A 25,218-nucleotide genomic window follows, 5' to 3' on the forward strand; every position below is an offset into this window, starting at 1 on the left:
AATAATTTAATATTTTAAAAATGAAAGTGTGATGTGCTTATCATTTCAACAACCTGTCGCTATTTAGCAACACACTGATAGCATCAAAAATAAATCATTTATAATCAATAAATTAAATGTCTCTTTTTGGAGACACCACTTGATACCCTATGTCGGGAAATGCAGACACTTTTGCTCAGACGAAAAAAAGCCCTCTTACAAAGAAGAGGGCTTACTGATGATGACGAAATTAACCCAACTGTTTACGGGCGTTGCGGAAGATACGCATCCACGGGCTGTCTTCGCCCCAGTTTTCCGGATGCCAGGAGTTGGAAACGGTGCGGAACACGCGCTCCGGGTGCGGCATCATAATGGTTACGCGCCCGCTTTCGCTGGTCACAGCCGTAATGCCGTTCGGTGAGCCGTTCGGGTTCGCCGGATAAGTTTCCGTCACGACCCCGGTGTTATCCACGTAGCGCAACGCCACCAGTCCTTTGCTTTCCAGCTGCGCCAGATGCGCGCCATCACGCACTTCTACGCGACCTTCACCATGGGAAACGGCGATTGGCATCTGCGAGCCGACCATACCGCTCAGCAGCAGCGACGGGCTTTGCGTCACTTCCACCAGGCTGAAGCGCGCTTCAAAGCGGTCGGAGTGGTTACGCACAAAGCGCGGCCACAGCTCGCTGCCCGGGATCAGTTCACGCAGGTTAGACATCATCTGGCAACCGTTACACACGCCAAGCGCCAGTGTCTGCGGGCGATGGAAGAAGGTTTCGAACTCGTCACGCACACGCTCGTTGAACAGAATCGATTTCGCCCAACCCTCACCTGCACCCAGCACATCGCCATACGAGAAGCCGCCGCAGGCAACCAGCGCCTGGAAGTGCTCAAGGCCAGTGCGCCCTGCCAGCAGATCGCTCATATGCACGTCAATGGCATCAAAACCGGCGCGATGGAATGCAGCCGCCATTTCAACGTGCGAGTTGACGCCCTGCTCACGCAGCACAGCCACTTTCGGCCGCGCACCGGTAGCAATGAACGGTGCAGCGATATCGTCGTTGATATCAAAAGAGAGCTTCACGTTAAGGCCCGGATCGTTGTCATTGGCTTTCGCCTGATGCTCCTGATCCGCACACTCCGGGTTATCACGCAGGCGCTGCATCTGCCAGGTGGTTTCCGCCCACCACATGCGCAGCTGAGTACGGCTTTCGCTAAACACCGCCTGGCCATCAGCTTCAATCACAAAGCGATCGCCAGCAACGGCAGTACCGAGATAGTGAACGCTATCCCCCAGACCATAAGCCGCGAGTACGCTTTCTACCGCTTCGCGATCGGCCGCGCGCACCTGAATCACCGCGCCCAGCTCTTCATTAAACAACGCCGCCAGACGATCCTGGCCCAGAGACGCGATATCAACGTTGATGCCGCAGTGACCGGTAAAGGCCATCTCTGCCAGCGTGACCAGCAGGCCGCCATCGGAGCGATCGTGATAGGCCAGCAGTTTGCGGTCCGCCACCAGCGCCTGGATAGCATCAAAGAAACCTTTCAGTTGCTCAACGTTACGCACATCAGCCGGTTTGTCCCCAAGCTGGCGGTAAACCTGTGCCAGCGCGGTGGCACCCAGTGCATTATTGCCATTACCCAGGTCAATCAGCAGCAGGGCGTTATCTTCCGTGGAAAGCTGCGGGGTAACCGTGCGGCGAACATCTTCAACACGGGCAAACGCGGTGATCACCAGTGACAGCGGCGAGGTCATTTCGCGCTGCTCGCTGCCTTCCTGCCAGCGGGTTTTCATCGACATGGAGTCTTTACCCACCGGAATGGTTAAACCGAGCGCCGGACAAAGCTCTTCGCCCACCGCTTTCACTGCGGCATACAGCCCGGCGTCTTCACCCGGGTGACCGGCGGCGGCCATCCAGTTCGCCGACAGCTTGATACGTTTGATATCGCCAATCTGCGTTGCAGCGATGTTAGTGAGCGCTTCACCCACCGCCAGGCGGGCGGAAGCGGCGAAGTCCAGCAGCGCAACCGGCGCACGTTCGCCCAGCGCCATCGCCTCACCGTAGTAGCTATCAAGGCTGGCGGTGGTGACTGCACAGTTCGCCACCGGAATCTGCCACGGGCCAACCATCTGATCGCGCGCGACCATACCGGTCACCGTACGGTCGCCGATGGTCACAAGGAAAGTTTTTTCCGCCACGGTCGGCAGGTGCAGCACGCGGTTAACCGCATCGGCAATGGAAATGCCCTGCACGTTCAGCGCTTCGCCAGCCGCCTGACGAGACGCGACATCGCGGGTCATCTTCGGCGTTTTACCCAGCAGCACATCCAGCGGCATATCGATCGGCTGGTTGTTAAAGTGGCTGTCGTTAAGCGTCAGATGTTGAGCTTCCGTCGCTTCACCAATCACCGCGTACGGCGCGCGCTCGCGGCGGCACAGCTCGTCAAACAGCGCCAGTTGATCGGCGGCAACCGCCAGCACGTAGCGCTCCTGCGATTCGTTACACCAGATCTCAAGCGGGCTCATTCCCGGCTCATCGCTCAGAATATCGCGCAGCTCAAAACGACCGCCGCGACCGCCGTCGCTCACCAGCTCCGGCATGGCGTTAGAAAGGCCGCCCGCGCCAACGTCGTGAATAAAGAGGATCGGGTTGGCATCACCCAGCTGCCAGCAGCGGTCGATAACTTCCTGGCAACGACGCTCCATCTCCGGGTTGTCACGCTGTACGGAGGCAAAATCAAGATCCGCGTCGGACTGACCGGAGGCCATCGACGACGCGGCGCCGCCGCCCAGACCGATATTCATCGCCGGACCGCCCAGCACGATCAGTTTCGCGCCAACGGTGATTTCACCTTTCTGCACGTGATCGGCACGGATGTTGCCGATGCCGCCCGCCAGCATGATCGGTTTGTGGTAGCCGCGCAGCTCTTCGCCATTGTGGCTGTTCACTTTCTCTTCATAAGTACGGAAGTAACCATTCAGCGCCGGACGACCAAATTCATTGTTGAACGCCGCGCCGCCCAGCGGGCCGTCGGTCATAATGTCCAGCGCAGTAACGATACGATCCGGTTTACCGAAATCCTCTTCCCACGGCTGTTCAAAGCCAGGAATACGCAGGTTAGAAACGGAAAAGCCCACCAGCCCCGCTTTTGGCTTCGCGCCACGGCCGGTTGCGCCTTCGTCGCGGATCTCGCCGCCGGAACCTGTCGCCGCCCCCGGCCACGGCGAAATCGCCGTCGGGTGGTTGTGAGTTTCCACCTTCATCAGAATATGCGCCGGTTCCTGATGGTAGTCGTAACGCCCTTCCCCGCGATCGGCGAAGAAGCGACCCACTTCGGAACCTTCCATCACTGCGGCATTATCTTTATAGGCCGACAGCACGAAATCCGGCGTTTGCTCGAAGGTGTTTTTGATCATTTTGAACAGCGACTTCGGCTGCTGCTTGCCATCAATCACCCAGTCGGCGTTGAAAATTTTGTGGCGGCAGTGCTCAGAGTTCGCCTGCGCGAACATATAAAGCTCGATGTCGTTCGGATTGCGCCCCAGGCGGGTAAACGCCTCTTGCAGGTAGTCGATTTCGTCTTCCGCCAGCGCCAGCCCCAGACGCAGGTTGGCATCAATCAGCGCCTGACGGCCTTCACCGAGCAGATCCACGCTCTGTACCGGCGCAGGCTGATGGTGCTCAAACAGGCGTTCGGCGTCGGCTTGTGACGTGAATACGCTCTCCATCATGCGGTCATGCAGCTCTGCGGCAACGTCGTTCCACTGGGCGTCAGTCAGCCCGGCTGCGTCAACGTAATAGGCGACGCCGCGCTCAAGGCGATTGATTTTGTTAAGGCCGCAGTTGTGGGCGATATCGGTAGCTTTAGAAGACCAGGGAGAGATGGTGCCGGGACGAGGAGTGACGAGCAGTAATTTTCCGGTCGGGGTATGGCTGCTAAGGCTCGGGCCGTATTTCAGCAAGCGCTGGAGCCGCGCGTATTCATCTTCTGTCAGCCCATCATTGAGATCGGCGAAGTGAGCGTATTCGGCGTAAATGTTGCTTACCGGGAGGTTGGCGGCCTGAAAACGTGCCAGCAGTTTGTTGATACGGAAAGCGGACAATGCAGGCGAACCACGCAGAATTTCCATCATAAGTCTCTCGTCTTCGATTACGAAGCGTCGGGGACGCTTTAAGTGTGCACCAGGGGAAAACGGGCGTCATTATAGAGAATCCTGCGCGTCGACGAAACCGTTTGCGTCGAAATAAAATCGCCGTCAATTTTTAACAATAGCTGTCGCCGAATGCTCTAATTAGTTGCCAACTGGCGTTTTGTTGCGCAGAATGCCGCTCAATCACCGACAAACCTTACTGTTATCATCACGAGAATCTTCTGAGGCAAAGCACGGCGCAGAGAATTAACTCCTTGAAAAAATTTAAGATTAATTATCTGCTCATCGGCATTGTCACCCTGCTGCTGGCAGCGGCCCTGTGGCCTTCTATCCCCTGGTTCGGCAAAGCCGACAATCGCATCGCGGCGATCAAAGCTCGTGGGGAGCTGCGCGTCAGTACGGTTGCCACACCGCTCACTTACAACACCGTTGATGGCAAAACGTATGGGCTGGATTACGATCTCGCGCAGCATTTCGCCGATTACCTTGGCGTCAAACTGAAAGTCACGGTGCGCCAGAATATCAGCCAACTGTTTGATGACCTTGATAATGACGACGCCGATATGCTCGCCGCCGGGTTGGTCTACAACAGCGAACGGGTGAAGAACTATCAAACCGGGCCGGTCTACTACTCGGTTTCTCAGCAACTGGTGTACCGCGTGGGCAGCTACCGCCCCCGTACGCTGGAATCCGTTAATGCCAGCCAGTTAACCATCGCTCCCGGTCATGTCGCCCTGGACGATCTGCGTGAATTAAAAGAGAAGAAGTACCCGGAGTTAAGCTGGACGGTGGATGAAAAGCTCGGCACGACCGCGTTGCTGCAACAAGTGGTCGACGGGAAACTGAGCTACACCGTCGCTGATTCGGTCGCCATTAGCCTGTTCCAGCGCGTGCACCCCGAGCTGGCGGTGGCGCTGGATATTACCGATGAGCAACCCGTCACCTGGTTTAGCAAGCGCGATGACGATAATACGCTGTCGGCCGCGATGCTCGATTTTTTCAATTATATGAATGAAGACGGCACACTTGCGCGGCTGGAGGAGAAATATCTCGGCCATGGCGAGGATTTTGACTATGTCGACACGCGTACCTTTTTACGCGCCGTCGATAGCGTGCTGCCGGATCTGCAACCGCTGTTTGAAAAATACGCCCAGGCGATCGACTGGCGACTGTTAGCGGCCATCTCTTATCAGGAGTCACACTGGGACTCCCAGGCCACTTCACCCACCGGCGTTCGCGGCTTGATGATGCTGACGCGTAATACGGCGCAGAGCTTAGGTTTAAGCGATCGCACTGACGCCGAGCAAAGCATCAGCGGCGGCGCGCGTTACCTGGTGGACATGATGAGCAAAGTGCCGGACACCGTGCCGCAGGATGAAAAAATCTGGTTCGCGCTGGCGGCTTACAATATGGGCTACGCGCACATGCTGGATGCCCGTGCGTTAACGGCGAAAACCAAAGGCAACCCGGACAGTTGGGCAGACGTGAAACAGCGCCTGCCGTTATTAAGCCAGAAACAGTACTACAGCAAGCTAACGTACGGCTACGCTCGCGGACACGAAGCCTATGCCTATGTAGAAAATATTCGTAAGTATGAAATTAGCCTGGTCGGTTATTTGCTGGAAAAAGAGAAAGAGGCCGCAAAAGCAGTGAAGCTGGCCAGGAGTTACCCGGCGGTATCAACAGAAGAATTAAATCGCCCGGCTTACGGCGTGCTGCCCTTTAGCGCGTTAACCGCTAATGAAGCCTTCCCGCGTAACCCGCTGCTGGTGTCCGACGCGCTGGTGCAAAACCCGCTGAAAGTTAACCGCTAGCGCTTAACGCCACTACGCGCTAAAAAGCTGTAGGATCGCCAGCCGGTTTTTTCAGGGCTTTCTTCTCCAGCCGACGCTGGCGGAAGAAATCGCTCAGCATCGCGGCGCATTCGTCGCGTAACACGCCTTCGGTTATCTCCACCCGATGGTTCATGCCCGGATGGTGCAACACATCAATCAACGATCCCGCCGCGCCGGTTTTCGCATCCCGCGCACCAAAAACCAGTTGACCGATACGGCTGTGCACCATGGCACCCGCGCACATAACGCATGGCTCCAGCGTGACATATAAAGTGGTATCAATAAGACGGTAGTTTTGCAGCACCAGCCCACCCTGGCGCAACGCCATAATTTCCGCATGCGCGGTAGGATCGTGGCGGCCAATCGGCCGGTTCCAGCCTTCGCCGATCACCTGACCGTTATGCACCAGCACCGCGCCTACCGGCACTTCGCCCTCTTCCCAGGCACGTTTCGCCAGCGTGAGCGCATGACGCATCCAGACGTCGTGATTCAGTTCAGGAATGGACAAAGCGAGATACTCCAGTAATTCAGGCGGAGCGCATTATACACAGCCGTTATCGGTTCGACACTACTCGAGCTGTTGCAAGTCGCCACGCGGCGTCACGCGCCAGCGGTGCTGGCAAAAATAGAGCAACGGGTTGTCTTGCTTGCTGTCGCTGTAACCGCTGTAGAGGCGCAACGGGGTACCGATTTTGCGTTCAAGCTGGGCGACTTTTTCATGACCGAGACAGCGCATAGTCAGCACCCAGCCACCGTAGCGGCGGCTGATTTGGCTGGCTATCAGATTAACGCGCGGGAGCCACGGGGTATCATAATAGACCTGCTCCACCAGCGGCTGCGGCGAGCCGGTAATCAGCCAGATATCCGCATCGGACGCCGCCAGATAGTTGGTTAACCGCGTTTGCACGACCGGGAAGGCGGTAACATGCTCACGAAACCAGCTGACAAATTTCTGCTGCAACGCATTCAGGTGCCGTTCGCTATGGCCAAACGTGCAGCCCCACAGCAGCAAGCTCATTGGCCAGCGCGCGGCGCGTCCTTTGAGTAATAATCCGCCCGCAATCACCGGCAACAAAGGCAGCACCAGCAACGCATTTAACGGCTGATGACGCAAAACGTAACGCAGAAACGTGCCAAACATATCCTGCTGATGCAGGGTACCATCCAGATCAAAAAAGACGACGCGGCGCTCGCTGTTAGCCAAATGGGAGTCCTCTGTTGGTTAACCTTCGACCGCCGGGCCTCTCCTTCTGGCGATCGCTCTTTCAATAGCCTAACAGATAGCCCCTCACTTTTCCGGTAACAATCGGTCACCGATACCTGTAATAATCAGCGGCTATGTTGGCAAAGCCAGGATGCTTTACACTGGCCCGAACCTATACTTCACCGCGATCCTGATGACAACACAACATACGCGCGCCTTTCATTTTGCCCCGTTTCGCCATCTGTTTTTTGCCCGTCTGCTGACGGTGCTCGGTAACGGCATTGCCCCCATTGCGCTGGCTTTTGCGGTGCTGGACATTGGCGGTTCCGCCACCGAACTCGGTATTGTGGTGGCCGCTCGCTCACTGTTTAACGTGGCGTTTTTGCTGGTCGGCGGTGTGCTGGCCGATCGCTATTCACGCAGCCAGGTGCTGGTGCTGTCGTCGCTGGTCGCCGCCTGTTCGCAAGGCGTTGTCGCCTGGCTGGTGCTGGACGGTTCAGCGACGGTGCTGCTCCTCGCGATACTCGGCACGATTAACGGCGCGGCGGCGGGGATCGCGCTGCCGGCTTCGTCCGCGCTGGTGCCGCAAACGGTGCCAGCGCATAACCTGCGCGAAGCCAATGCCTTTATCCAGCTTGGTATTTATAGCGGAACGGTCGTCGGCGCGTCGCTCGGTGGCATCCTCACCAGCGCCGTCGGGCCTGGCTGGGGGCTGGCGATTGACGCACTGGGCTTTGCCGCCTCGGCTCCGCTTTATCTCGCCATTCGCATGGGCGCTATTCAGGAGACAGCGGCGCAAAGCAATATCCTGCAAGATCTGCGCGATGGCTGGAAAGAGTTCATCAGCCGCGCCTGGGTGTGGGCCATTGTCGTGCAGTTCACCATTATTAATGCCGCGTTCAGCGGCGTGGTGATGGTACTCGGCCCGATCATTGCCGATACCTCGTTTGGCCGCACGCGCTGGGGAATGATTGTCGCCGCGCAGAGCGTGGGCTTGATTGTCGGTTCATTCCTCGCGCTGCGCTGGCGTCCGCGACGCGATCTGTTTATCGGCGTGATGCTGGTTGCCGTATGCGCGGTGCCGATCTATCTCCTCAGCCAAAATGTTTCTACAACGTGGTTGCTGGCGGCGTTTTTCCTCGCTGGCGTCAGTTTCGGCCTGTTCGGCGTGGCGTGGGCGCAGTCATTACAAACACATATTCCGCCAGAGAAGCTGGCGCGTGTTTATGCCTACGATGCAATGGGATCATTTATCGCCATTCCGGTTGGTGAGCTGGCCGCCGGGCCACTGGCGACGCACTTTGGTAGCAGCAACGTGCTGATCGCCTCGGCAATCGCGGTGGTCATTGCCTGCGCAGGTGCCAGTTTTATTCCGGCAATTCGTCTGCTCGATAATTCACCGAAGGTTAAACAACGCAGCCTCAGCGGATCCTCTTGATCGCTGTCAAAACCCATTCAGGGATATTTTGTGCTAAAAGAATTTTTAATTCATAATCGCAATCTATTACTGGAATATTAAATTCATTCATCGGCAAAATATCGCGGATGGGTTTGCTCCCGGAGATCTTATGAATTGTCTAATCCGCATTCGCCAGCGCTACCCAGGCCTTGCGCAGAGCGATAAAAAGCTGGCGGAATTTCTGCTGGAAAATCCCGATCGCGCCCGTCATTTGAGTTCGCAACAGCTGGCCGCTGAAGCAGGCGTCAGCCAGTCCAGCGTGGTGAAATTTGCCCAGAAGATGGATTTCAAAGGCTTTCCGGCGATGAAACTGGCGATCAGCGAAGCGTTAGCCAGCAATAGCAATCCGTGGTCTATGCCGGTACATAACCAGATCCGTGGTGATGATCCGCTGCGGGTGGTGGGCGAAAAGCTGATTAAAGAGTACCAGAGCGCCATGCATGCCTCGCTCGATGTTAACAGCGAGGAGAAACTGCTGGAGAGCGTGCGACTGCTGCGCGAAGCGCGGCGTATTATCCTGACGGGCATCGGCGCTTCCGGGCTGGTCGCCCGTAATTTTGGCTGGAAACTGATGAAAATCGGCGTTAACGCCGTGGTCGAGCAGGATATGCACGCGCTGCTGGCAACCGTGCAGGCGATGGAGCCGGGCGATCTGTTGCTGCCGGTCTCTTATAGCGGCGAACGCCGAGAAATCAACATGGCGGCCGATGAGACACTGCGCGTTGGCGGCAAGATCCTCGCCATAACCGGCTTCACGCCGAACGCATTACAGCAGCGGGCCACGCACTGCCTGTACACCATCGCGGAAGAGCAAGCGACACGCAGCGCGGCGATTTCTTCCACCAGCGCGCAAATGATGCTCACGGATTTACTGTTTATGGCGCTGGTACAGCAGGATCTTGAGCATGCGCCGGAGCGTATTCGCCATAGCGAAGAACTGGTGAAAAAACTGGTGTAGCCTCCCGTCCTGACGGACGAGGTGCCTTAGCGCGGTTACTCGCCGTCGCTGGTCAGATGTTGCACTATCTCCTCGCGTATCATTTCTGCGAGCAGAGCATGGGTTTTGGTGGTCGGGTGCATATTGTCCCAGAAAACAAACGCCCCGTTCGCCGTTTTACATGCCTGCTTCACCGCGACACCTGTGGCGTAAGAGATGCCGGAAGCGGAGATATCCAGGCAAGTTTCGCTGGTATTAACAAAGCCATATTTACCGCTTTCACTGAGCAGATCATTAAATGCGCTATCCAGTTTGACGGTGAAAAAATTCGCTTTCGGATACGCGGTGCGTAATTCGCCGAGCAGGTGGTCCAGCTGCTGGTTAAACTTCTCTGATTTGTTTTTTAGCGCCTCTTTTTCCGCTGGTGTCCAGGTAGCGACACCAGGAATGACAGAGAAATCAGGCAGCCTGAATATCGCGATATGCTGCGCTCCCAGTGCCGCCAGACGCGCCAGCTGTATGCGGTAAGTAGCGATGATATCGTCCGGCGTTTTTGCGCCAGTGATAAAATCATTACCGCCAAACAGCACCGTAAACAGGGTCTGCGCGATGTCATAATTCTCTGTTTTACTCAGATAAGCGCTGAAAGAATCCAGCTGCTTATCAAAACCGTTAAATAACGGTTTCTCACCGCTTTCCGCATTGGCTGTCGCCCATACATAGCCCGGTAAATTAAGTGAACCGGCCAGATATTCGTGCCAGACTTTGCCATTAGAAAAATGACCAAGAAACCACGATGCGTGATTTGGAACCGTGCCGTATGAGCCGTTATAAACATTAATCGTATCGCTAAGGCTGTCGCCAAATATGACCATGCGATCAATTTTATTATTGCCAAACAGTATCGCCGGTTGCGCCTGCCCCTGATGCCAAATCATATAATACCAGGAGAGCGCGTAATCGGAAGCATAAGGAATAACGGTCTGCGCATTAATATTGCTGGCCTTCAACGTGCTCCGGCAGATATTTACCAGGTTTGCGTAGGATGATTCGCTATAAAACATATTTGCCAGCGGCGTGGTGCTATACCAATATCCGCGCAGCTTCAGGTAGTTACTCCCGTCACGTGCCCATATCCAGGATGAGGCAGGATTACTTTGATCCTGATTATCGATGTTATACACACATTTGATATAGGTTGACGTCTCGTCGTTTGTCCGCAACGCACGCTGGTTTGCGGAGGATTCATACGCAGGCGGTACCGGCGTTGTATAGGTATATTCATTCGCCGCATTCGCCATCCCGCTTGTGATACTGGCAATAAATGCGATATATAATTTCGCTCTTTCCATCATAATCCCTTATTAATTATCCCTGCCAGGCCGCGCTAAAATAGAGCAACATTCATATATCAGAGACGTGGTGATCATTCTTAATCAATAAAAAGACACCGCACTCTATTCTGCCCGTGTGTTATTTATATTTTCAGCGCAGAAATATTCTCCGGTCAATGACGCTTTTCTTATGTTTGATTAAGAACATTCGCCAAAACGTCTCAGGAGGGAGTAGAAAGATTGTCCCGCGCCACTTTTGTGCGCAAAAACATCATCGTGATTGGGGCTATCCGGTTTCTGTGGTAAAGTGCGCCGGTTAACATCCAGTAGTTTCCAGATAGCATCCAGATTTGACGGTAATTCTTTGAAATGGCTTTACTCATTACAAAACGCTGCATCAATTGCGACATGTGCGAACCGGAATGTCCGAACGAAGCCATTTCGATGGGCGACAGCATTTATGAAATCAACAGCGATCGGTGTACCGAGTGCGTCGGCCATTACGAAACCCCGACTTGCCAGAAAGTGTGCCCGATACCCAATACCATCCTCAAAGATCCAGCGCATGTGGAAACTGAAGAACAGTTGTGGGACAAGTTTGTCCTGATGCACCACGCAGATAAGATTTAGCTCTCGATAATCACCGTCGCGCAGGCGTAATGGCGTTCATCCGCCAGCGTCACGTGCATTGCGCGCACGCCCATCTGCTCCGCCATCCGCAGTGCTTCATCCCAAAGGCGCAGGCTCGGTTTGCCCAGCGCATCGTTAAACACTTCGAACTGATTAAACGCCAGCCCGTTACGGATCCCCGTGCCTAAGGCTTTTGCCGCCGCTTCTTTGACCGCAAAGCGTTTCGCCAGGAAGCGCACCGGCTGCTGATGCGCCTGATACAGCGCCCACTCGTTGTCGCTCAGCACCCGTTTAGCCAGGCGATCGCCACTGCGGGCGACCACCGCTTCGATGCGGGCTATCTCGACGATATCCGTACCTAATCCCAGAATCGCCATTACGCGCGCGCTTCCAGCATCAACCGTTTCATCTCTGCTACCGCCTCTTTCAGGCCGCTCATCACCGCGCGGCCAATAATGGCGTGGCCGATGTTCAGCTCATGCATTTCCGGCAGCGCGGCAATGGCTTTGACGTTGTGATAGGTCAGGCCGTGTCCGGCGTTAACTTTCAGGCCAAGGCTTGCTGCGTAGGTCGCCGCTTTAGCAATGCGTTCGAGCTCTTTTGCCTGATCGGCATCGCTTTTAGCATCCGCGTAGCAACCAGTGTGAATTTCGATGTACGGTGCGCCAACCTCTGCCGCCGCTTTGATCTGCTCAGCATCAGCATCGATAAACAACGACACCAGGATGCCCGCCTGCGCCAGTCGCTGGCAGGCGTCGCGCATTTTCTCGCGTTGCCCGGCCACATCCAGCCCGCCTTCGGTGGTGACTTCCTGGCGTTTTTCCGGCACCAGGCAGCAAAAATGCGGTTTGGTTTCACAGGCAATCGCCAGCATTTCTTCGGTCACCGCCATTTCCAGATTCATTCGGGTGTGCAAAGTCTGGCGCAGAATGCGCACGTCGCGGTCAGTAATATGACGACGATCTTCACGCAAATGCACCGTGATGCCATCAGCGCCTGCTTGCTCGGCGATAAAAGCGGCCTGTACCGGGTCCGGATAGGCCGTCCCGCGCGCGTTACGCAGTGTGGCGATGTGATCGATGTTGACGCCCAACAGTAATTCAGCCATGACAATCCTCAATGTTCTCAAAGGCACTGACGCGCGCTTCGCCGCGTCAGTGCGGTTGTTATTCTGCTATCTTTTTGGCACGAACTGCCGGAACAGCTCCCGGCTTTTCAGCGGTTTGCCTCCAAGATACGGCTTTAACGCGATACGGGTAAAGCGCTTTGCGGCGCGGAGTGTATCGGCATCCGGGAACTCCCTCTCCGCCAGTGCGCGTAAATGCCGCCCGGTAAAGGTGCTGTTATCTATTACGACACTGGCAATAAAGCCCTTTTCTTCCCGGTAACGATAAGTCATTACATCATCGACCGGCTCGCCGCTGCCGGCGCAGTGGAGAAAATCAACGCCATAACCCAGATGCCCGAGCAGCGCCAGTTCAAAACGGCGCAGCACCGGTTCCGGCGTGCTGGTGACACCTGCCAGGGCCTGGATACAGTGCAGGTAATCAAAAAACAGTTCAGAAAAGCGCGTCTCGTGTTCAAGCACGCGGGAGATAAGTTCGTTAACGTAGAGACCGCTGTAGAGCGTGATGCCGCTGAGCGGCAGTGCCAGCGATACCGCTTCCGCGCTGCGCAGCGTTTTGACTTCGCCACGCCCGCCAAAGCGCACCAGCAGAGGGGTGAAAGGCTGTAATGCGCCCTTCAGATTAGAACGTTTGGAACGTGCGCCTTTGGCGACAAGGCGCACGCGGCCAGACTCTTCCGTGAAGACGTCCAGCATCAGGCTGGTTTCGCTCCACGGGCGACTATGCAGAACAAAAGCGCGCTGCCAGCCTTCCATATTATTCTCGTCGTCTTTCAGGCCGCAGCAGCGCTGGCTTCATCCGCACATCCAGAGCGCTTATTCGAGCAAGCACCTGAACACTCACAACCTGGCAGTTTGCCTGCAACCCGGGAGCCATAGAGAGCAGATTCTTAGAGATCGTCTACGTAACCGAGACTACGCAACGCGCGTTCGTCGTCGGCCCAGCCGGATTTCACTTTCACCCACAGTTCCAGGTGAACTTTGGCTTCGAACATCTCTTCCATATCTTTACGGGCTTCAATACCGATGGTTTTGATTTTGGCACCTTTGTTGCCAATCACCATCTTCTTCTGCCCTTCGCGCTCAACAAGGATCAACCCGTTGATGTCGTAACCACCGCGTTCGTTGGTCACGAACTGTTCGATCTCCACGGTGACCGAGTACGGCAGTTCCGCACCGAGGAAACGCATCAGTTTTTCGCGGATGATTTCCGAGGCCATAAAGCGCTGTGAGCGGTCGGTCACGTAATCTTCCGGGAAGTGATGCACCGCTTCCGGCAGATGCTTGCGCACGATGCCCGCGATGGTATCAACGTTCAGACCAGTCTCGGCAGACAGCGGCACGATATCGAGGAAGTTCATCTGGCTGCCCAGCCACTGCAGGTGCGGCAGCAGATCGGCTTTCTCCTGCACGTTGTCCACTTTGTTGACCGCGAGGATCACCGGCGTTTTGCCGTCACGCAGCTTGTTCAGCACCATTTCGTCATCCGGCGTCCAGCGGGTGCCTTCCACAACGAAAATGACCAGTTCAACGTCACCGATGGAGCTGCTGGCAGCTTTGTTCATCAGACGGTTGATGGCACGTTTCTCTTCCATGTGCAGGCCTGGGGTATCGACGTAAATCGCCTGATACGCGCCCTCAGTATGGATACCGACGATGCGGTGGCGCGTGGTCTGCGCCTTACGAGAGGTGATGGAAATCTTCTGCCCAAGCAGATTATTCAACAAGGTGGATTTGCCAACGTTGGGACGTCCGACGATGGCAATAAATCCGCAATAGGTTTTTTCTTCGCTCATTCCAGCTCCAGTTTTTTCAGCGCCTGTTCGGCGGCAGCCTGCTCCGCCTTGCGACGGCTGGAACCTGTGCCAACCACCGGTTCACTCAGGCCGCTGACCTGGCAGTGGATAGTAAATTCCTGATCGTGCGCTTCGCCGCGCACCTGCACCACCAGATAAGACGGCAGCGGCAGATGGCGACCCTGCAGAAACTCCTGCAGGCGCGTTTTCGGATCTTTTTGTTTATCACCAGGACTGATTTCATCAAGGCGCGTTTGATACCAGCTCAGAATTAATTGTTCGACGGTCTGAATATCGCTATCAAGAAACACCCCGCCAATTAACGCCTCAACGGTGTCTGCCAGAATGGATTCACGGCGAAAACCGCCGCTTTTCAGTTCGCCCGGCCCTAAGCGCAGACATTCACCCAGTTCGAATTCGCGGGCAATCTCCGCCAGCGTATTTCCACGCACCAGCGTCGCGCGCATGCGGCTCATATCACCTTCGTCCACACGCGGGAAACGATGATAGAGCGCGTTAGCAATCACATAACTTAAAATAGAGTCACCGAGAAATTCGAGACGCTCGTTATGTTTGCTACTGGCGCTGCGGTGGGTTAATGCCTGCTGCAACAGATCCTGATGTTGAAAAGTGTAGCCCAGCTTCCGTTGAAGCCGATTAATTACGATGGGGTTCATGCGATACCAATAAATAAATGCGTCAACAATGCAGCACACGAAACCGACCTGAGAAAACCAACGCGGTTTCGTGTGCTGTGGCGCCCGGGGGAACCAGCCTTAAACTTCGGGGGAATATTCTATACGCAACGACCGGGGTTGTCGTTAGTCTGGTGGGAATAATATTGGAAATAATTAAGGGCGCAATCGCGTTGATTGCGCCCTGGTTAATTAATGAATTCCGCCGATACGATTCAGGCGTACGCCTGTCGGCCATTCACCTTCTTGTTTTTCGAAACTCATCCAGATTGCCGTGGCACGGCCAACCAGGTTCGCTTCCGGCACAAAGCCCCAGTAGCGGCTGTCTGCGCTGTTATCGCGGTTGTCGCCCATCATAAAGTAATGGCCCGGCGGCACAATCCAGGTAGCCAGCGGCTGGCTCTGCTGACGATAGTAGATCCCCAGTTGATCCTGCGCGATAGGCACGGTCAGAATGCGGTGCGTCACATCCCCCAGCGTCTCTTTACGCTCGGTTAAACGTACGCCATCCGGCAGGGACTGGCCTTTCGGTAACTGGAAGAAACCGCTGCTTGCCTCACCACCGGAGCGACGTCCGAAGGTCTGCACAAAATCGCTCTCTTCAACGTTGCTGTAAGTGATAGGCAAAGCGCTACCGCAAGCCTGACCAGAGCTGCAGTTCGGCTGCACGGTCACTTGTTTAGTCACCGGGTCGTAAGTCACTTTATCGCCCGGTACGCCAACCACACGCTTGATGTAATCCAGACGCGGATCGTCCGGGTATTTAAATACCGCAATGTCACCGCGTTTCGGATGACCGGTTTCAATCAGCGTTTTCTGGTAGATCGGATCTTTAATTCCATAGGCAAACTTCTCCACCAGAATGAAATCACCGATAAGCAGCGTTGGCATCATTGAACCAGATGGGATCTGGAACGGTTCGTAAATAAACGAACGCACCACCAGCACAATAGCCAGCACCGGGAATACGGACGCACCGGTTTCCAGCCAGCCAGGCTTCGGACCGATCTTCTTCAGCGTTTTTGCATCAAGCGCATCGCCTGTCGCAACTTGCGCAGCGGCCTGACGTTCCCGGCGTTTTGGTGCAAAAATAAATTTATCCAGGCACCATAAAAAACCCGTCACCAGTGTCGCGATCACCAGGATCAGGGCAAACATGTTCGCCATGCCAACTCCTTAGGATTATTTGCTATCTTTGCCCACATGCAGAATGGCAAGGAACGCTTCCTGCGGCAGTTCGACGTTGCCGACCTGCTTCATGCGTTTCTTACCTTCTTTCTGTTTCTGCAGCAGCTTTTTCTTACGGCTCACGTCACCGCCGTAGCATTTCGCCAGCACGTTTTTACGCAGCTGTTTGACTGTCGAACGGGCAATAATGTGGTTACCGATCGCCGCCTGAATCGCGATATCAAACTGCTGACGCGGGATCAGTTCTTTCATTTTCTCGACCAGCTCACGGCCACGGTACGGGGCGTTATCGTTATGGGTGATCAGCGCCAGCGCATCCACACGCTCACCGTTGATCAGCACGTCCACACGCACCATGTTAGAGGCCTGGAAACGCTTGAAGTTGTAATCGAGTGACGCATAACCGCGCGACGTTGACTTCAGACGATCGAAGAAGTCCAGCACCACTTCCGCCATCGGAATTTCGTAAGTCAGCGCAACCTGGTTGCCGTGGTAAACCATGTTGGTCTGCACACCACGTTTCTCTACGCACAGCGTGATAACGTTGCCAAGGTACTCCTGCGGCAGCAGCATGTGACACTCGGCGATAGGCTCGCGCAGCTCGTCAATGTTGTTCAGCGGCGGCAGCTTAGACGGGCTATCGACGTAAACCACTTCTTTATTGGTGGTCTGCACTTCGTAGACCACGGTCGGTGCGGTTGTGATCAGATCCAGATCGTATTCACGCTCAAGACGCTCCTGGATGATCTCCATATGCAGCAGACCGAGGAAGCCGCAGCGGAAACCAAAGCCCAGCGCGGTGGAACTTTCCGGTTCATAGAACAACGAGGCGTCGTTGAGGCTCAGTTTGCCGAGCGCATCGCGGAAGTTTTCGTAATCGTCAGAGCTGACCGGGAACAGACCGGCATAAACCTGCGGTTTGACCTTCTTAAAGCCTGGCAGCGCTTTATCTGCCGGGTTACGGGAGGAAGTCAGGGTATCGCCCACTGGCGCGCCGAGAATGTCTTTAATCGCACAAACCAGCCAGCCTACTTCGCCACACTTCAGTTCGGTGCGATCAACCTGTTTCGGCGTGAAAATCCCCAGGCGGTCGGCGTTATAAACCTGCCCGGTACTCATCACCTTAATTTTGTCGCCTTTGCGCATGGTGCCATTTTTGATACGCACCAGAGAAACCACGCCAAGGTAGTTATCGAACCAGGAGTCGATGATCAGCGCCTGCAATGGCGCCTCCGGATCGCCTTCCGGCGGCGGAATGTCACGCACCAGGCGTTCCAGCACATCGGGCACGCCCACGCCGGTTTTCGCCGAGCAGCGCACCGCATCGGTGGCGTCGATGCCAACAATGTCTTCAATTTCTTCTGCAACACGCTCAGGATCGGCAGCTGGCAGATCGATCTTATTCAGTACCGGTACGACTTCCAGATCCATCTCGATGGCGGTATAGCAGTTTGCCAGCGTCTGCGCTTCCACGCCCTGGCCCGCATCCACCACCAGCAGGGCGCCTTCGCAGGCGGCGAGCGAACGGGAAACCTCGTAGGAGAAGTCAACGTGACCGGGGGTATCGATAAAGTTCAGCTGGTAGGTTTCGCCATTGTTGGCTTTGTAATCCAGCGTGACACTTTGCGCTTTAATGGTAATGCCGCGCTCACGTTCAAGATCCATGGAATCAAGAACCTGGGCTTCCATTTCGCGATCGGAAAGACCACCGCAAATCTGGATGATACGGTCAGACAGCGTCGACTTACCGTGGTCGATGTGAGCGATGATCGAAAAGTTACGAATATTCTTCATATAGTGAGTTTTTATGCCTTACGAGTAACTAAGAGGCCTGTACGCGCCTGACGTCAATGTACTGAAACGCCGCATTCTACACTACAACAACAATGCGGGGAAATGCTGATACCAGGCAGAAAAGTATCGCTATTATCGTAAGACTTTAAGAGGATATTACGGCTGGCGTTCAGCGGATGCGTTGTCGACGCGGATAAGATCCGGAGGCAGGCCGACGCTGAGAATAACCGGCTGCCATTCGCTGCGCGTGGCAAGCTTTGGCGACAAACCACGGGCCAGTAAAAAACCGCCGACGCCGCCAAGCACTGCGCCGCAAAGCGCTGCGAGATCCTGGCCGAAGAGCGCCTGGAAAATGGCGCCCATGACAAACAAGCCTACCAGCGGCGACATATAGACCAGTACCGCGGAGCCCAGCAGGCTGCTCTCGGCGATGCCTAATTCAACTTTCTGCCCGGCAACTAACGGCTCGGCACTGGGCACGGCAATGGTATGCGTGGTTTGCGGACCGAGTTTATTCAGCACGCGGCTGCCGCAACCGGCACGCGAAGCGCAACTGCTACAGGAAGCTTTGACATCACATTCGACCAGCGCGTTACCATTTTGCCAGGAAACGACGGTCGCCCACTCTTTTATCATTGTGCGGCCTTAAATTTGAGACTGTCCGCAATACGTTTTGCGGTTTGCGGCGGCAATTCACCGACAACCGTGATTTCAGCGTTATCACGAACCGTCGTGCTCACGGTGCGTCGACCGGTGCGCAGCATCTGATCGGCGCTGTTCTGATTAGCACGGTTAACGTTAACGGAGAAGCTGAACAAGCCGTCGGAATAGAGGCGGGATTCAACGGGCATATCCATGGTTGGCAGTTGGCGACGGCTGCTGGAGACTTCGCTAAACCCTTGTGGCAACCAGGCCGGTTCCCAGTTAAACACGACGTTATCGCCAGCCGGAAGTGAAAGCAGCGGCGGCAAACTGGCTTTCGCCAGTGTTTGCATGCTGTTGGTCACCTGGCCGTTGACGGTGACAGCAATAACGCGGAACTGTTCAAGGGTTTCACCATCACGATCAAGCAAATCAACGCGCATCGGCAGGCGGGTTTCTTCATCCATCCACACAATATAGCTGTAACGGGTGCCATCACGCGCCACAACGCGGATCACTTCGCACAGCCGGTCAGCAATGCGCGTGCGTCCCACGGAGATGAAATCGTAATAGGGAGAAAGACGTTTGAAGTCGGTATAAACCAGCGACGGCAGTGAATCGACGATGAAGTTGCCGTTGAGCGTGAAAGGCTCAAGACCCGGTTCGAAGTAGCTGATCTCATTGCCACGCTGTACCACTTCGCGGCGGGGGCCGTCCATTTGCAACAACTGTGCAAGCGGCTGATCGTTAAGACGCACATGGCGGTAGCGTAACGATTCAACACCCTGCTTATTGATGCTGACAAAAGAGAGTTCATAGTTGAGCGACTGGCTCGCCACGTTCATTTGCTGCAGCAACGCCCCGGACGAAACATCAGCCGAGGCGTTGACAGAGAAGAACAAGCCAGTAGCCACAAAAGACATGGCACACCAAAGTTGCTTCATTACTGCGATTGCGTTCCTAAAGTTTGATTTCCTGGCACCTGAACAGCTGCTTGCTGTGTTTGCGCCTGCTCAAACTGAAGCTGTTCGGAGTGCAGACGGCGTTGCAGTTCATAATCCTGCAGCATCGCATTAATGCGACGACGTTGTTCCTGCACCTGCTGTTGCTGACCGGCATTTGCCGTCGCATCAGACGGAACACCCAAACTCACCGGACTGGCTTTGCCCATCATCGGCAGCGTATTAAACACTGGCGCTTCGGGCTGTTGGGTTGATTCAGCCGAGCCATTATAGTGCTGGACGCCAACAATTACAGCAAGCGATACGCATGCCGCAACACCCATCTGGGTAAGCTGGCTGGCCCATGGTCGAACTTTGTGCCAGAACGGCATTTTCTGCCATTGGTGAGGAGCGGGCTGAGCTTCAGGAATCAATGGCGCCGGCGCCTGAACAGCGTCATTCTCAATCGCGGCCATTACTCGGGCTGAGATATCGAAATGGAGGAGATCGGCGGTATCACCACGTATGGAATCGCGGATGAGATGGTAGCTCTCCCAGGTTTTCTGCATTTCCGGATCCTGAGACAACTCAACGAGCAGCTCACTATCCAGCGTTTCACCATCCATTAAAGCGGAAAGTTGTTCTTTCTGCATGCCTAATACCTTTTTCAGTATCCCGCTATCGTCAACGCCTGATAAGCGGTTGAACTTTATTATCAATAGCTTCCCGCGCACGGAAGATACGCGAACGAACGGTACCTACCGGACAATCCATTATGGCCGCAATCTCTTCATAACTCAGGCCATCCAGCTCCCGCAACGTAATTGCCATACGTAAATCTTCCGGGAGTGACTCAATGGTACGAAAAACTATTTGTCGCAGTTCTTCTGACAACATTAAGTTCTCAGGGTTCGAAATTTCTTTCAGTGCACCGCCACTTTCGAAGTTTTCTGCTTCAATTGCGTCCACATCACTGGATGGCGGCCTGCGCCCTTGGGCAACCAGGTAATTTTTCGCTGTATTAACCGCAATTCGGTACAGCCAGGTATAAAAAGCGCTATCCCCCCTGAATGAATCAAGCGCGCGATAGGCTTTTATAAATGACTCTTGTACGACATCAGGCACATCGCCCGAAGGGACATAACGGGAAACCAGACTCGCCACTTTATGCTGGTAGCGCACCACCAGTAAGTTAAACGCTTTCTGATCTCCTTTCTGGACCCTTTCGACCAGGACCTGATCCGTTAACTGCTCGCTCATCCGAGGTAAAGTCTCCCCAAAACCAATTTCCACGCGTATCCAGAACGCCACTCCAATACTGCACTATATGAGCAAGCAGCCAGTTAGAGGGGCAGTATGTGATAAAGTTCCGTCACGCCTTTGTTTTTGTGCATCGTTCCACAGACTTTTCATTCTCACTCATTATAAGTCCGCAAACTTTGAACAATGTGTTTTCTCAAAGAAAAGACCTTAAGACCGCCAGAGAGTAACGCAATACCGCTTTTTTTTCATCTCTAATACGCCCTCGCTAACAAACTGCTTATTAATAGCTTTTTTCCGGTTACCTCTTTTCATCCTCGCAGACATGTTTAGCCGTTAATACAAGAGCAACAAAAAACAGTGATCAATTGCCGCTTACGGTGCTATGCTGCGCAAACACTGTTTAGTAAATTAAACAAACCATGAAAACAACTCCTGAACTCTCCTGTGATGTACTGGTCATCGGCAGCGGCGCGGCCGGTCTTTCGGTGGCTTTACGGCTTGCAGACGAACATAAGGTCATTGTTTTAAGCAAGGGTCCCATTAGCGAAGGTTCGACATTTTATGCGCAGGGCGGTATCGCTGCGGTATTTGATGAAACCGATAGCATCGAATCGCATGTGGAAGACACGCTGATTGCCGGTGCCGGGATTGTGGAGCGCCATGCCGCCGAGTTTGTCGCCAGCAACGCGCGCCAGTGTGTCCAGTGGCTTATTGATCAAGGCGTGTTGTTTGATACCGAAGTCGCTGCCAACGGCGAAGCCAGTTACCACCTCACGCGCGAAGGCGGGCATAGCCACCGCCGCATTCTGCATAGCGCCGACGCGACCGGCAAAGAGGTCGAAAACACGCTGGTCACCCAGGCGATTAACCATCCGAACATTCGCGTGCTTGAGCGCTGCAATGCGGTGGACCTGATTATCTCCGACAAAATTGGCCTGGCCGGAACGCGCCGTGTGGTGGGCGCGTGGGTGTGGAACCGTAATAAAGAACAGGTGGAAACCTGCCAGGCAAAAGCCGTGGTACTGGCAACCGGCGGTGCCTCAAAGGTCTATCAGTACACCACCAATCCGGATATCGCCTCCGGGGACGGTATCGCCATGGCCTGGCGTGCGGGCTGTCGGGTGGCGAACCTGGAGTTTAATCAATTTCACCCTACCGCCCTGTTCCACCCGCAGGCGCGCAACTTCCTGCTCACGGAAGCGTTACGCGGTGAAGGCGCACATTTGAAACGCCCGGACGGCACCCGTTTCATGCCAGATTTTGACGCGCGGGGCGAGTTAGCGCCACGCGATGTGGTCGCCCGTGCGATCGATCATGAAATGAAACGCCTCGGCGTCGATTGCATGTATCTCGATATCAGCCATAAACCGGCTGAATTTATCCGTCACCATTTCCCGATGATTTATGAAAAGTTGCTCGGGCTTGGCATTGATTTAACCAAAGAGCCTGTTCCGATTGTACCCGCAGCACATTACACTTGCGGCGGCGTCATGATTGACGATCGCGGGCGTACCGACGTCGACGGGCTGTATGCCATTGGGGAAGTGAGCTATAGCGGTTTGCACGGAGCAAACCGCATGGCGTCGAACTCGCTACTGGAGTGTCTGGTCTACGGCTGGTCTGCAGCGGAAGATATTGCCCACCGGATACCGCATGCCCAGGCGGTCACGACGTTGCCAGCATGGGATGAAAGTCGCGTGGACGATGCCGATGAACGGGTTATTCTGCAACACAACTGGCACGAATTACGGCTGTTTATGTGGGATTACGTCGGCATTGTGCGCACCACTAAACGCCTTGAACGGGCGCAGCGCCGTATTACGTTGTTGCAGCAGGAAATCGATGAATACTACGCGAACTTCCGTGTTTCGAATAACCTGCTGGAATTGCGCAACCTGGTGCAAGTCGCGGAGTTAATTGTCCGCTGTGCGATGGCGCGCAAAGAGAGCCGCGGGTTGCATTTCACGCTGGATTACCCCGATTTACTGCCGGAATCCGGCCCGACAGTGCTCTCGCCACAAAACTACATAAACAGATAAAACGCCTGGGTCAGCGCAGTGTAGCTCTCTGAGTAACGCTGATCTGGCCCACGGATCACCAGACGATCGGCAAACATTTCGCCATCTCGCGGTGAGAAAGCCAGCAGGACCCGATGCGGCAAGCGGCTTTCTGTTTCAGTCACATCCGTACGCAAACGCAGATGCCAGCCCAGCGTTTGCGCTTTGCTGACAAAGGCTTCGCTGATTTCAATCGGCAGAACGACGCAGAAAAATCCCTCTTCCGTAATCAGCGTTGCGCCAATTTCCAGCAAGGACTGATGATCAAGCGTTGTGGTATAGCGCGCTTTATCGCGCTCTGGCGTGGCGCATTGCACCCCTTCGTCAAAATAAGGGGGATTGCTGACAATCAGATCGTAGCGCGCGGTGTTTTCCGTGCTCCACTGGCAGATATCCGCCTGATGCACGGTAATGCGCTCCGCCCACGGCGAGGCCTGGATATTTTCCTGCGCCTGCCCCGCTGCTTGCTCATCCAGCTCGACGGCATCAATTGTTACTTCTGGCGATGTGCGTTGCGCCAGCATCAGCGCCAGCAGCCCACTGCCGGTACCAATGTCCAGCACATGCCGCGCCTTGGAAACCGGTGCCCACGCGCCTAACATCACCCCATCGGTGCCCACTTTCATGGCACAGCGATCGTGCGCAACAAAAAATTCTTTAAACGTGAAGCCGTCACGGCGCAACTGAGCCTTTGACTGGGACATCTTTACAACCTCGATTCGGAAACCGGTGTAGCATAGGGGAAAGCAAAGCGCCGGAAAAGCAATAAGCAGACAACAGATGAAGATTGCAGCCGTAACGTCTATAATCGGCGCCCCACACAGAGGTAGATCATGACTGTAACGACTTTTTCCGAACTCGAACTTGACGACAGCCTGCTGGACGCGCTCCAGAGTAAAGGCTTTACACGCCCGACCGCCATCCAGGCCGCCGCCATTCCGCCTGCGCTTGAAGGGCGTGATGTCCTCGGTTCCGCCCCTACCGGCACCGGTAAAACGGCGGCATATCTGCTGCCTGCGTTGCAGCACCTTCTGGACTTCCCGCGTAAAAAATCCGGCCCGCCGCGTATCCTGATCCTGACGCCGACCCGCGAACTGGCGATGCAGGTTGCCGATCACGCGCGTGAACTTGCCGCGAACACGCATCTGGATATCGCCACCATTACCGGCGGTGTAGCGTATATGAACCACGCGGAAGTGTTCAGCGAAAACCAGGATATCGTGGTCGCGACCACTGGCCGCCTGCTGCAATATATTAAAGAAGAGAACTTCGACTGCCGCGCGGTAGAAACGCTGATCCTTGACGAAGCAGACCGCATGCTGGACATGGGCTTCGCACAAGATATCGAGCATATTGCCGGTGAAACCCGCTGGCGCAAGCAGACCATGCTGTTCTCCGCGACGCTGGAAGGCGAGGCCATTAAAAATTTTGCTGAGCGCCTGCTGGAAGATCCTGTCGAAGTTTCCGCCACGCCATCAACGCGTGAGCGCAAGAAAATTCACCAGTGGTACTACCGTGCCGATGACGTCGCCCATAAAACCGCGCTGCTGGTACATCTGCTCAAGCAACCTGAAGTTAGCCGCTCAATCGTGTTTGTACGCAAACGCGAACGTGTGCATGAGCTGGCGAACTGGCTGCGTGAAGCGGGTATCAACAACTGCTATCTCGAAGGTGAGATGGTACAGGCGAAGCGTAACGAAGCGATCAAACGCCTGACAGAAGGTCGTGTGAATGTGCTGGTCGCCACCGATGTCGCCGCTCGCGGCATTGATATCGATGATGTCAGCCACGTCTTTAACTTCGATCTGCCGCGCAGCGGCGATACCTACCTGCACCGCATCGGTCGTACAGGCCGCGCGGGTCGTAAAGGCACTGCGATTTCGCTGGTCGAGGCGCACGATCATCTGCTGCTGGGTAAAATTGGCCGTTATGTTGAAGAGCCGCTGAAGCCACGCGTAATAGAAGAATTGCGTGCGAAAACGCGCGCTCCCAGTGAAAAGCTGACAGGCAAACCGTCGAAGAAAGTGCTGGCGAAGCGCGCAGAGAAGAAAAAAGAGAAAGAAAAAGAGAAACCGCGCGTGAAGCAACGCCATCGTGACACCAAAAACATTGGTAAGCGACGTAAGCCGAGCGCTGCAAGTACTGCGCCGCAAAATACAGAAGAGTAAAAAAAACGCCGGGA

Annotated in this window: 22 protein-coding genes; 6 read left to right on the forward strand and 16 right to left on the reverse strand. The window is 55.0% G+C overall.

The genetic code is table 11. The features are described 5' to 3' along the window. Positions 1 to 229: 229 nt before the first annotated feature. Positions 230 to 4,117: a phosphoribosylformylglycinamidine synthase gene (gene purL, locus H650_RS07730; protein WP_020454739.1), complete on the reverse strand. Its 3,888-nt coding sequence runs from the start codon at positions 4,115 to 4,117 to the stop codon at positions 230 to 232. Between the two features lie 239 nt (positions 4,118 to 4,356). On the opposite strand from purL, the gene mltF reads away from it, so the two are divergent. Next, positions 4,357 to 5,949, forward strand: a complete 1,593-nt coding sequence (gene mltF / locus H650_RS07735; RefSeq protein ID WP_238328396.1) for a membrane-bound lytic murein transglycosylase MltF — start codon at positions 4,357 to 4,359, stop codon at positions 5,947 to 5,949. 19 nt (positions 5,950 to 5,968) lie between these two features. Here mltF and tadA read toward each other — a convergent pair whose 3' ends face one another. After that, on the reverse strand, positions 5,969 to 6,493 hold the full coding sequence (gene tadA, locus H650_RS07740) for a tRNA adenosine(34) deaminase TadA (protein WP_174240595.1): 525 nt from the start codon (positions 6,491 to 6,493) through the stop codon (positions 5,969 to 5,971). 45 nt (positions 6,494 to 6,538) lie between these two features. Beyond that, positions 6,539 to 7,174, reverse strand: coding sequence for a phosphatidylglycerophosphatase C (gene yfhb, locus H650_RS07745; RefSeq protein WP_020454742.1), 636 nt, complete (start codon positions 7,172 to 7,174; stop codon positions 6,539 to 6,541). Between the two features lie 193 nt (positions 7,175 to 7,367). Between yfhb and H650_RS07750 the strand changes: the two genes are divergently transcribed. Together H650_RS07750 and H650_RS07755 are read left to right on the forward strand one after the other, a co-directional pair. Next, positions 7,368 to 8,612 (forward strand): MFS transporter, encoded by a 1,245-nt coding sequence (locus tag H650_RS07750; protein ID WP_044489703.1) that lies wholly within the window; start codon positions 7,368 to 7,370, stop codon positions 8,610 to 8,612. A gap of 130 nt (positions 8,613 to 8,742) precedes the next feature. After that, complete coding sequence (locus tag H650_RS07755; protein WP_020454744.1) at positions 8,743 to 9,591, forward strand: MurR/RpiR family transcriptional regulator; 849 nt, start codon at positions 8,743 to 8,745, stop codon at positions 9,589 to 9,591. 35 nt (positions 9,592 to 9,626) lie between these two features. Here H650_RS07755 and H650_RS07760 read toward each other — a convergent pair whose 3' ends face one another. Beyond that, the gene (locus H650_RS07760; protein ID WP_110093605.1) at positions 9,627 to 10,925 is read right to left on the reverse strand and encodes an SGNH/GDSL hydrolase family protein; all 1,299 of its coding nucleotides are present in this window, start codon (positions 10,923 to 10,925) and stop codon (positions 9,627 to 9,629) included. A 348-nt stretch (positions 10,926 to 11,273) separates the two neighbouring features. Between H650_RS07760 and H650_RS07765 the strand changes: the two genes are divergently transcribed. Continuing rightward, the gene (locus H650_RS07765) at positions 11,274 to 11,534 is read left to right on the forward strand and encodes a YfhL family 4Fe-4S dicluster ferredoxin (RefSeq protein ID WP_017459033.1); all 261 of its coding nucleotides are present in this window, start codon (positions 11,274 to 11,276) and stop codon (positions 11,532 to 11,534) included. Here H650_RS07765 and acpS read toward each other — a convergent pair. The 11 genes from acpS to rpoE form a co-directional block, all read right to left on the reverse strand. Continuing rightward, positions 11,531 to 11,911 (reverse strand): holo-ACP synthase, encoded by a 381-nt coding sequence (gene acpS, locus H650_RS07770; protein ID WP_017459034.1) that lies wholly within the window; start codon positions 11,909 to 11,911, stop codon positions 11,531 to 11,533. The two genes, H650_RS07765 and acpS, sit on opposite strands and share 4 nt — an antisense overlap. Continuing rightward, the gene (pdxJ, locus tag H650_RS07775) at positions 11,911 to 12,642 is read right to left on the reverse strand and encodes a pyridoxine 5'-phosphate synthase (RefSeq protein ID WP_017459035.1); all 732 of its coding nucleotides are present in this window, start codon (positions 12,640 to 12,642) and stop codon (positions 11,911 to 11,913) included. Before pdxJ ends, acpS begins: the two co-directional genes overlap by 1 nt. Positions 12,643 to 12,708: 66 nt before the next feature. Further along, on the reverse strand, positions 12,709 to 13,416 hold the full coding sequence (gene recO / locus H650_RS07780) for a DNA repair protein RecO (RefSeq protein ID WP_017459036.1): 708 nt from the start codon (positions 13,414 to 13,416) through the stop codon (positions 12,709 to 12,711). Positions 13,417 to 13,550: 134 nt separating this feature from the next. Continuing rightward, positions 13,551 to 14,456, reverse strand: a complete 906-nt coding sequence (gene era, locus H650_RS07785) for a GTPase Era (RefSeq protein ID WP_020454746.1) — start codon at positions 14,454 to 14,456, stop codon at positions 13,551 to 13,553. Then, on the reverse strand, positions 14,453 to 15,133 hold the full coding sequence (gene rnc, locus H650_RS07790) for a ribonuclease III (protein WP_044489704.1): 681 nt from the start codon (positions 15,131 to 15,133) through the stop codon (positions 14,453 to 14,455). The genes era and rnc overlap by 4 nt, the downstream gene beginning before the upstream one ends. 210 nt (positions 15,134 to 15,343) lie before the next feature. Continuing rightward, positions 15,344 to 16,318, reverse strand: a complete 975-nt coding sequence (gene lepB / locus H650_RS07795) for a signal peptidase I (protein WP_020454748.1) — start codon at positions 16,316 to 16,318, stop codon at positions 15,344 to 15,346. A 15-nt stretch (positions 16,319 to 16,333) separates the two neighbouring features. Further along, on the reverse strand, positions 16,334 to 18,133 hold the full coding sequence (lepA, locus tag H650_RS07800) for a translation elongation factor 4 (protein WP_020454749.1): 1,800 nt from the start codon (positions 18,131 to 18,133) through the stop codon (positions 16,334 to 16,336). A 156-nt stretch (positions 18,134 to 18,289) separates the two neighbouring features. Then, on the reverse strand, positions 18,290 to 18,769 hold the full coding sequence (rseC, locus tag H650_RS07805) for a SoxR-reducing system protein RseC (protein WP_020454750.1): 480 nt from the start codon (positions 18,767 to 18,769) through the stop codon (positions 18,290 to 18,292). Then, a complete protein-coding gene (rseB, locus tag H650_RS07810) occupies positions 18,766 to 19,719 on the reverse strand; it encodes a sigma-E factor regulatory protein RseB (RefSeq protein WP_020454751.1) in 954 nt (317 codons plus the stop codon). Before rseB ends, rseC begins: the two co-directional genes overlap by 4 nt. Further along, complete coding sequence (rseA, locus tag H650_RS07815) at positions 19,719 to 20,369, reverse strand: anti-sigma-E factor RseA (RefSeq protein ID WP_020454752.1); 651 nt, start codon at positions 20,367 to 20,369, stop codon at positions 19,719 to 19,721. The genes rseB and rseA overlap by 1 nt, the downstream gene beginning before the upstream one ends. A 31-nt stretch (positions 20,370 to 20,400) precedes the next feature. Beyond that, entirely contained in the window at positions 20,401 to 20,976 is a 576-nt protein-coding gene (rpoE, locus tag H650_RS07820; RefSeq protein ID WP_000003307.1) for an RNA polymerase sigma factor RpoE, read from the reverse strand. A 422-nt stretch (positions 20,977 to 21,398) separates the two neighbouring features. On the opposite strand from rpoE, the gene nadB reads away from it, so the two are divergent. Then, positions 21,399 to 23,018, forward strand: coding sequence for an L-aspartate oxidase (gene nadB / locus H650_RS07825; RefSeq protein ID WP_020454753.1), 1,620 nt, complete (start codon positions 21,399 to 21,401; stop codon positions 23,016 to 23,018). On the opposite strand, the gene trmN is transcribed toward nadB, so the two are convergent. Further along, the gene (gene trmN / locus H650_RS07830; protein ID WP_020454754.1) at positions 23,003 to 23,740 is read right to left on the reverse strand and encodes a tRNA(1)(Val) (adenine(37)-N(6))-methyltransferase TrmN; all 738 of its coding nucleotides are present in this window, start codon (positions 23,738 to 23,740) and stop codon (positions 23,003 to 23,005) included. The two genes, nadB and trmN, sit on opposite strands and share 16 nt — an antisense overlap. A 129-nt stretch (positions 23,741 to 23,869) precedes the next feature. On the opposite strand from trmN, the gene srmB reads away from it, so the two are divergent. After that, complete coding sequence (gene srmB, locus H650_RS07835; protein WP_020454755.1) at positions 23,870 to 25,204, forward strand: ATP-dependent RNA helicase SrmB; 1,335 nt, start codon at positions 23,870 to 23,872, stop codon at positions 25,202 to 25,204. The last annotated feature ends 14 nt before the right edge of the window (positions 25,205 to 25,218 follow it).

Source organism: Enterobacter sp. R4-368 (assembly GCF_000410515.1).
In the GTDB taxonomy this organism is placed as follows: Bacteria; Pseudomonadota; Gammaproteobacteria; order Enterobacterales; family Enterobacteriaceae; genus Kosakonia.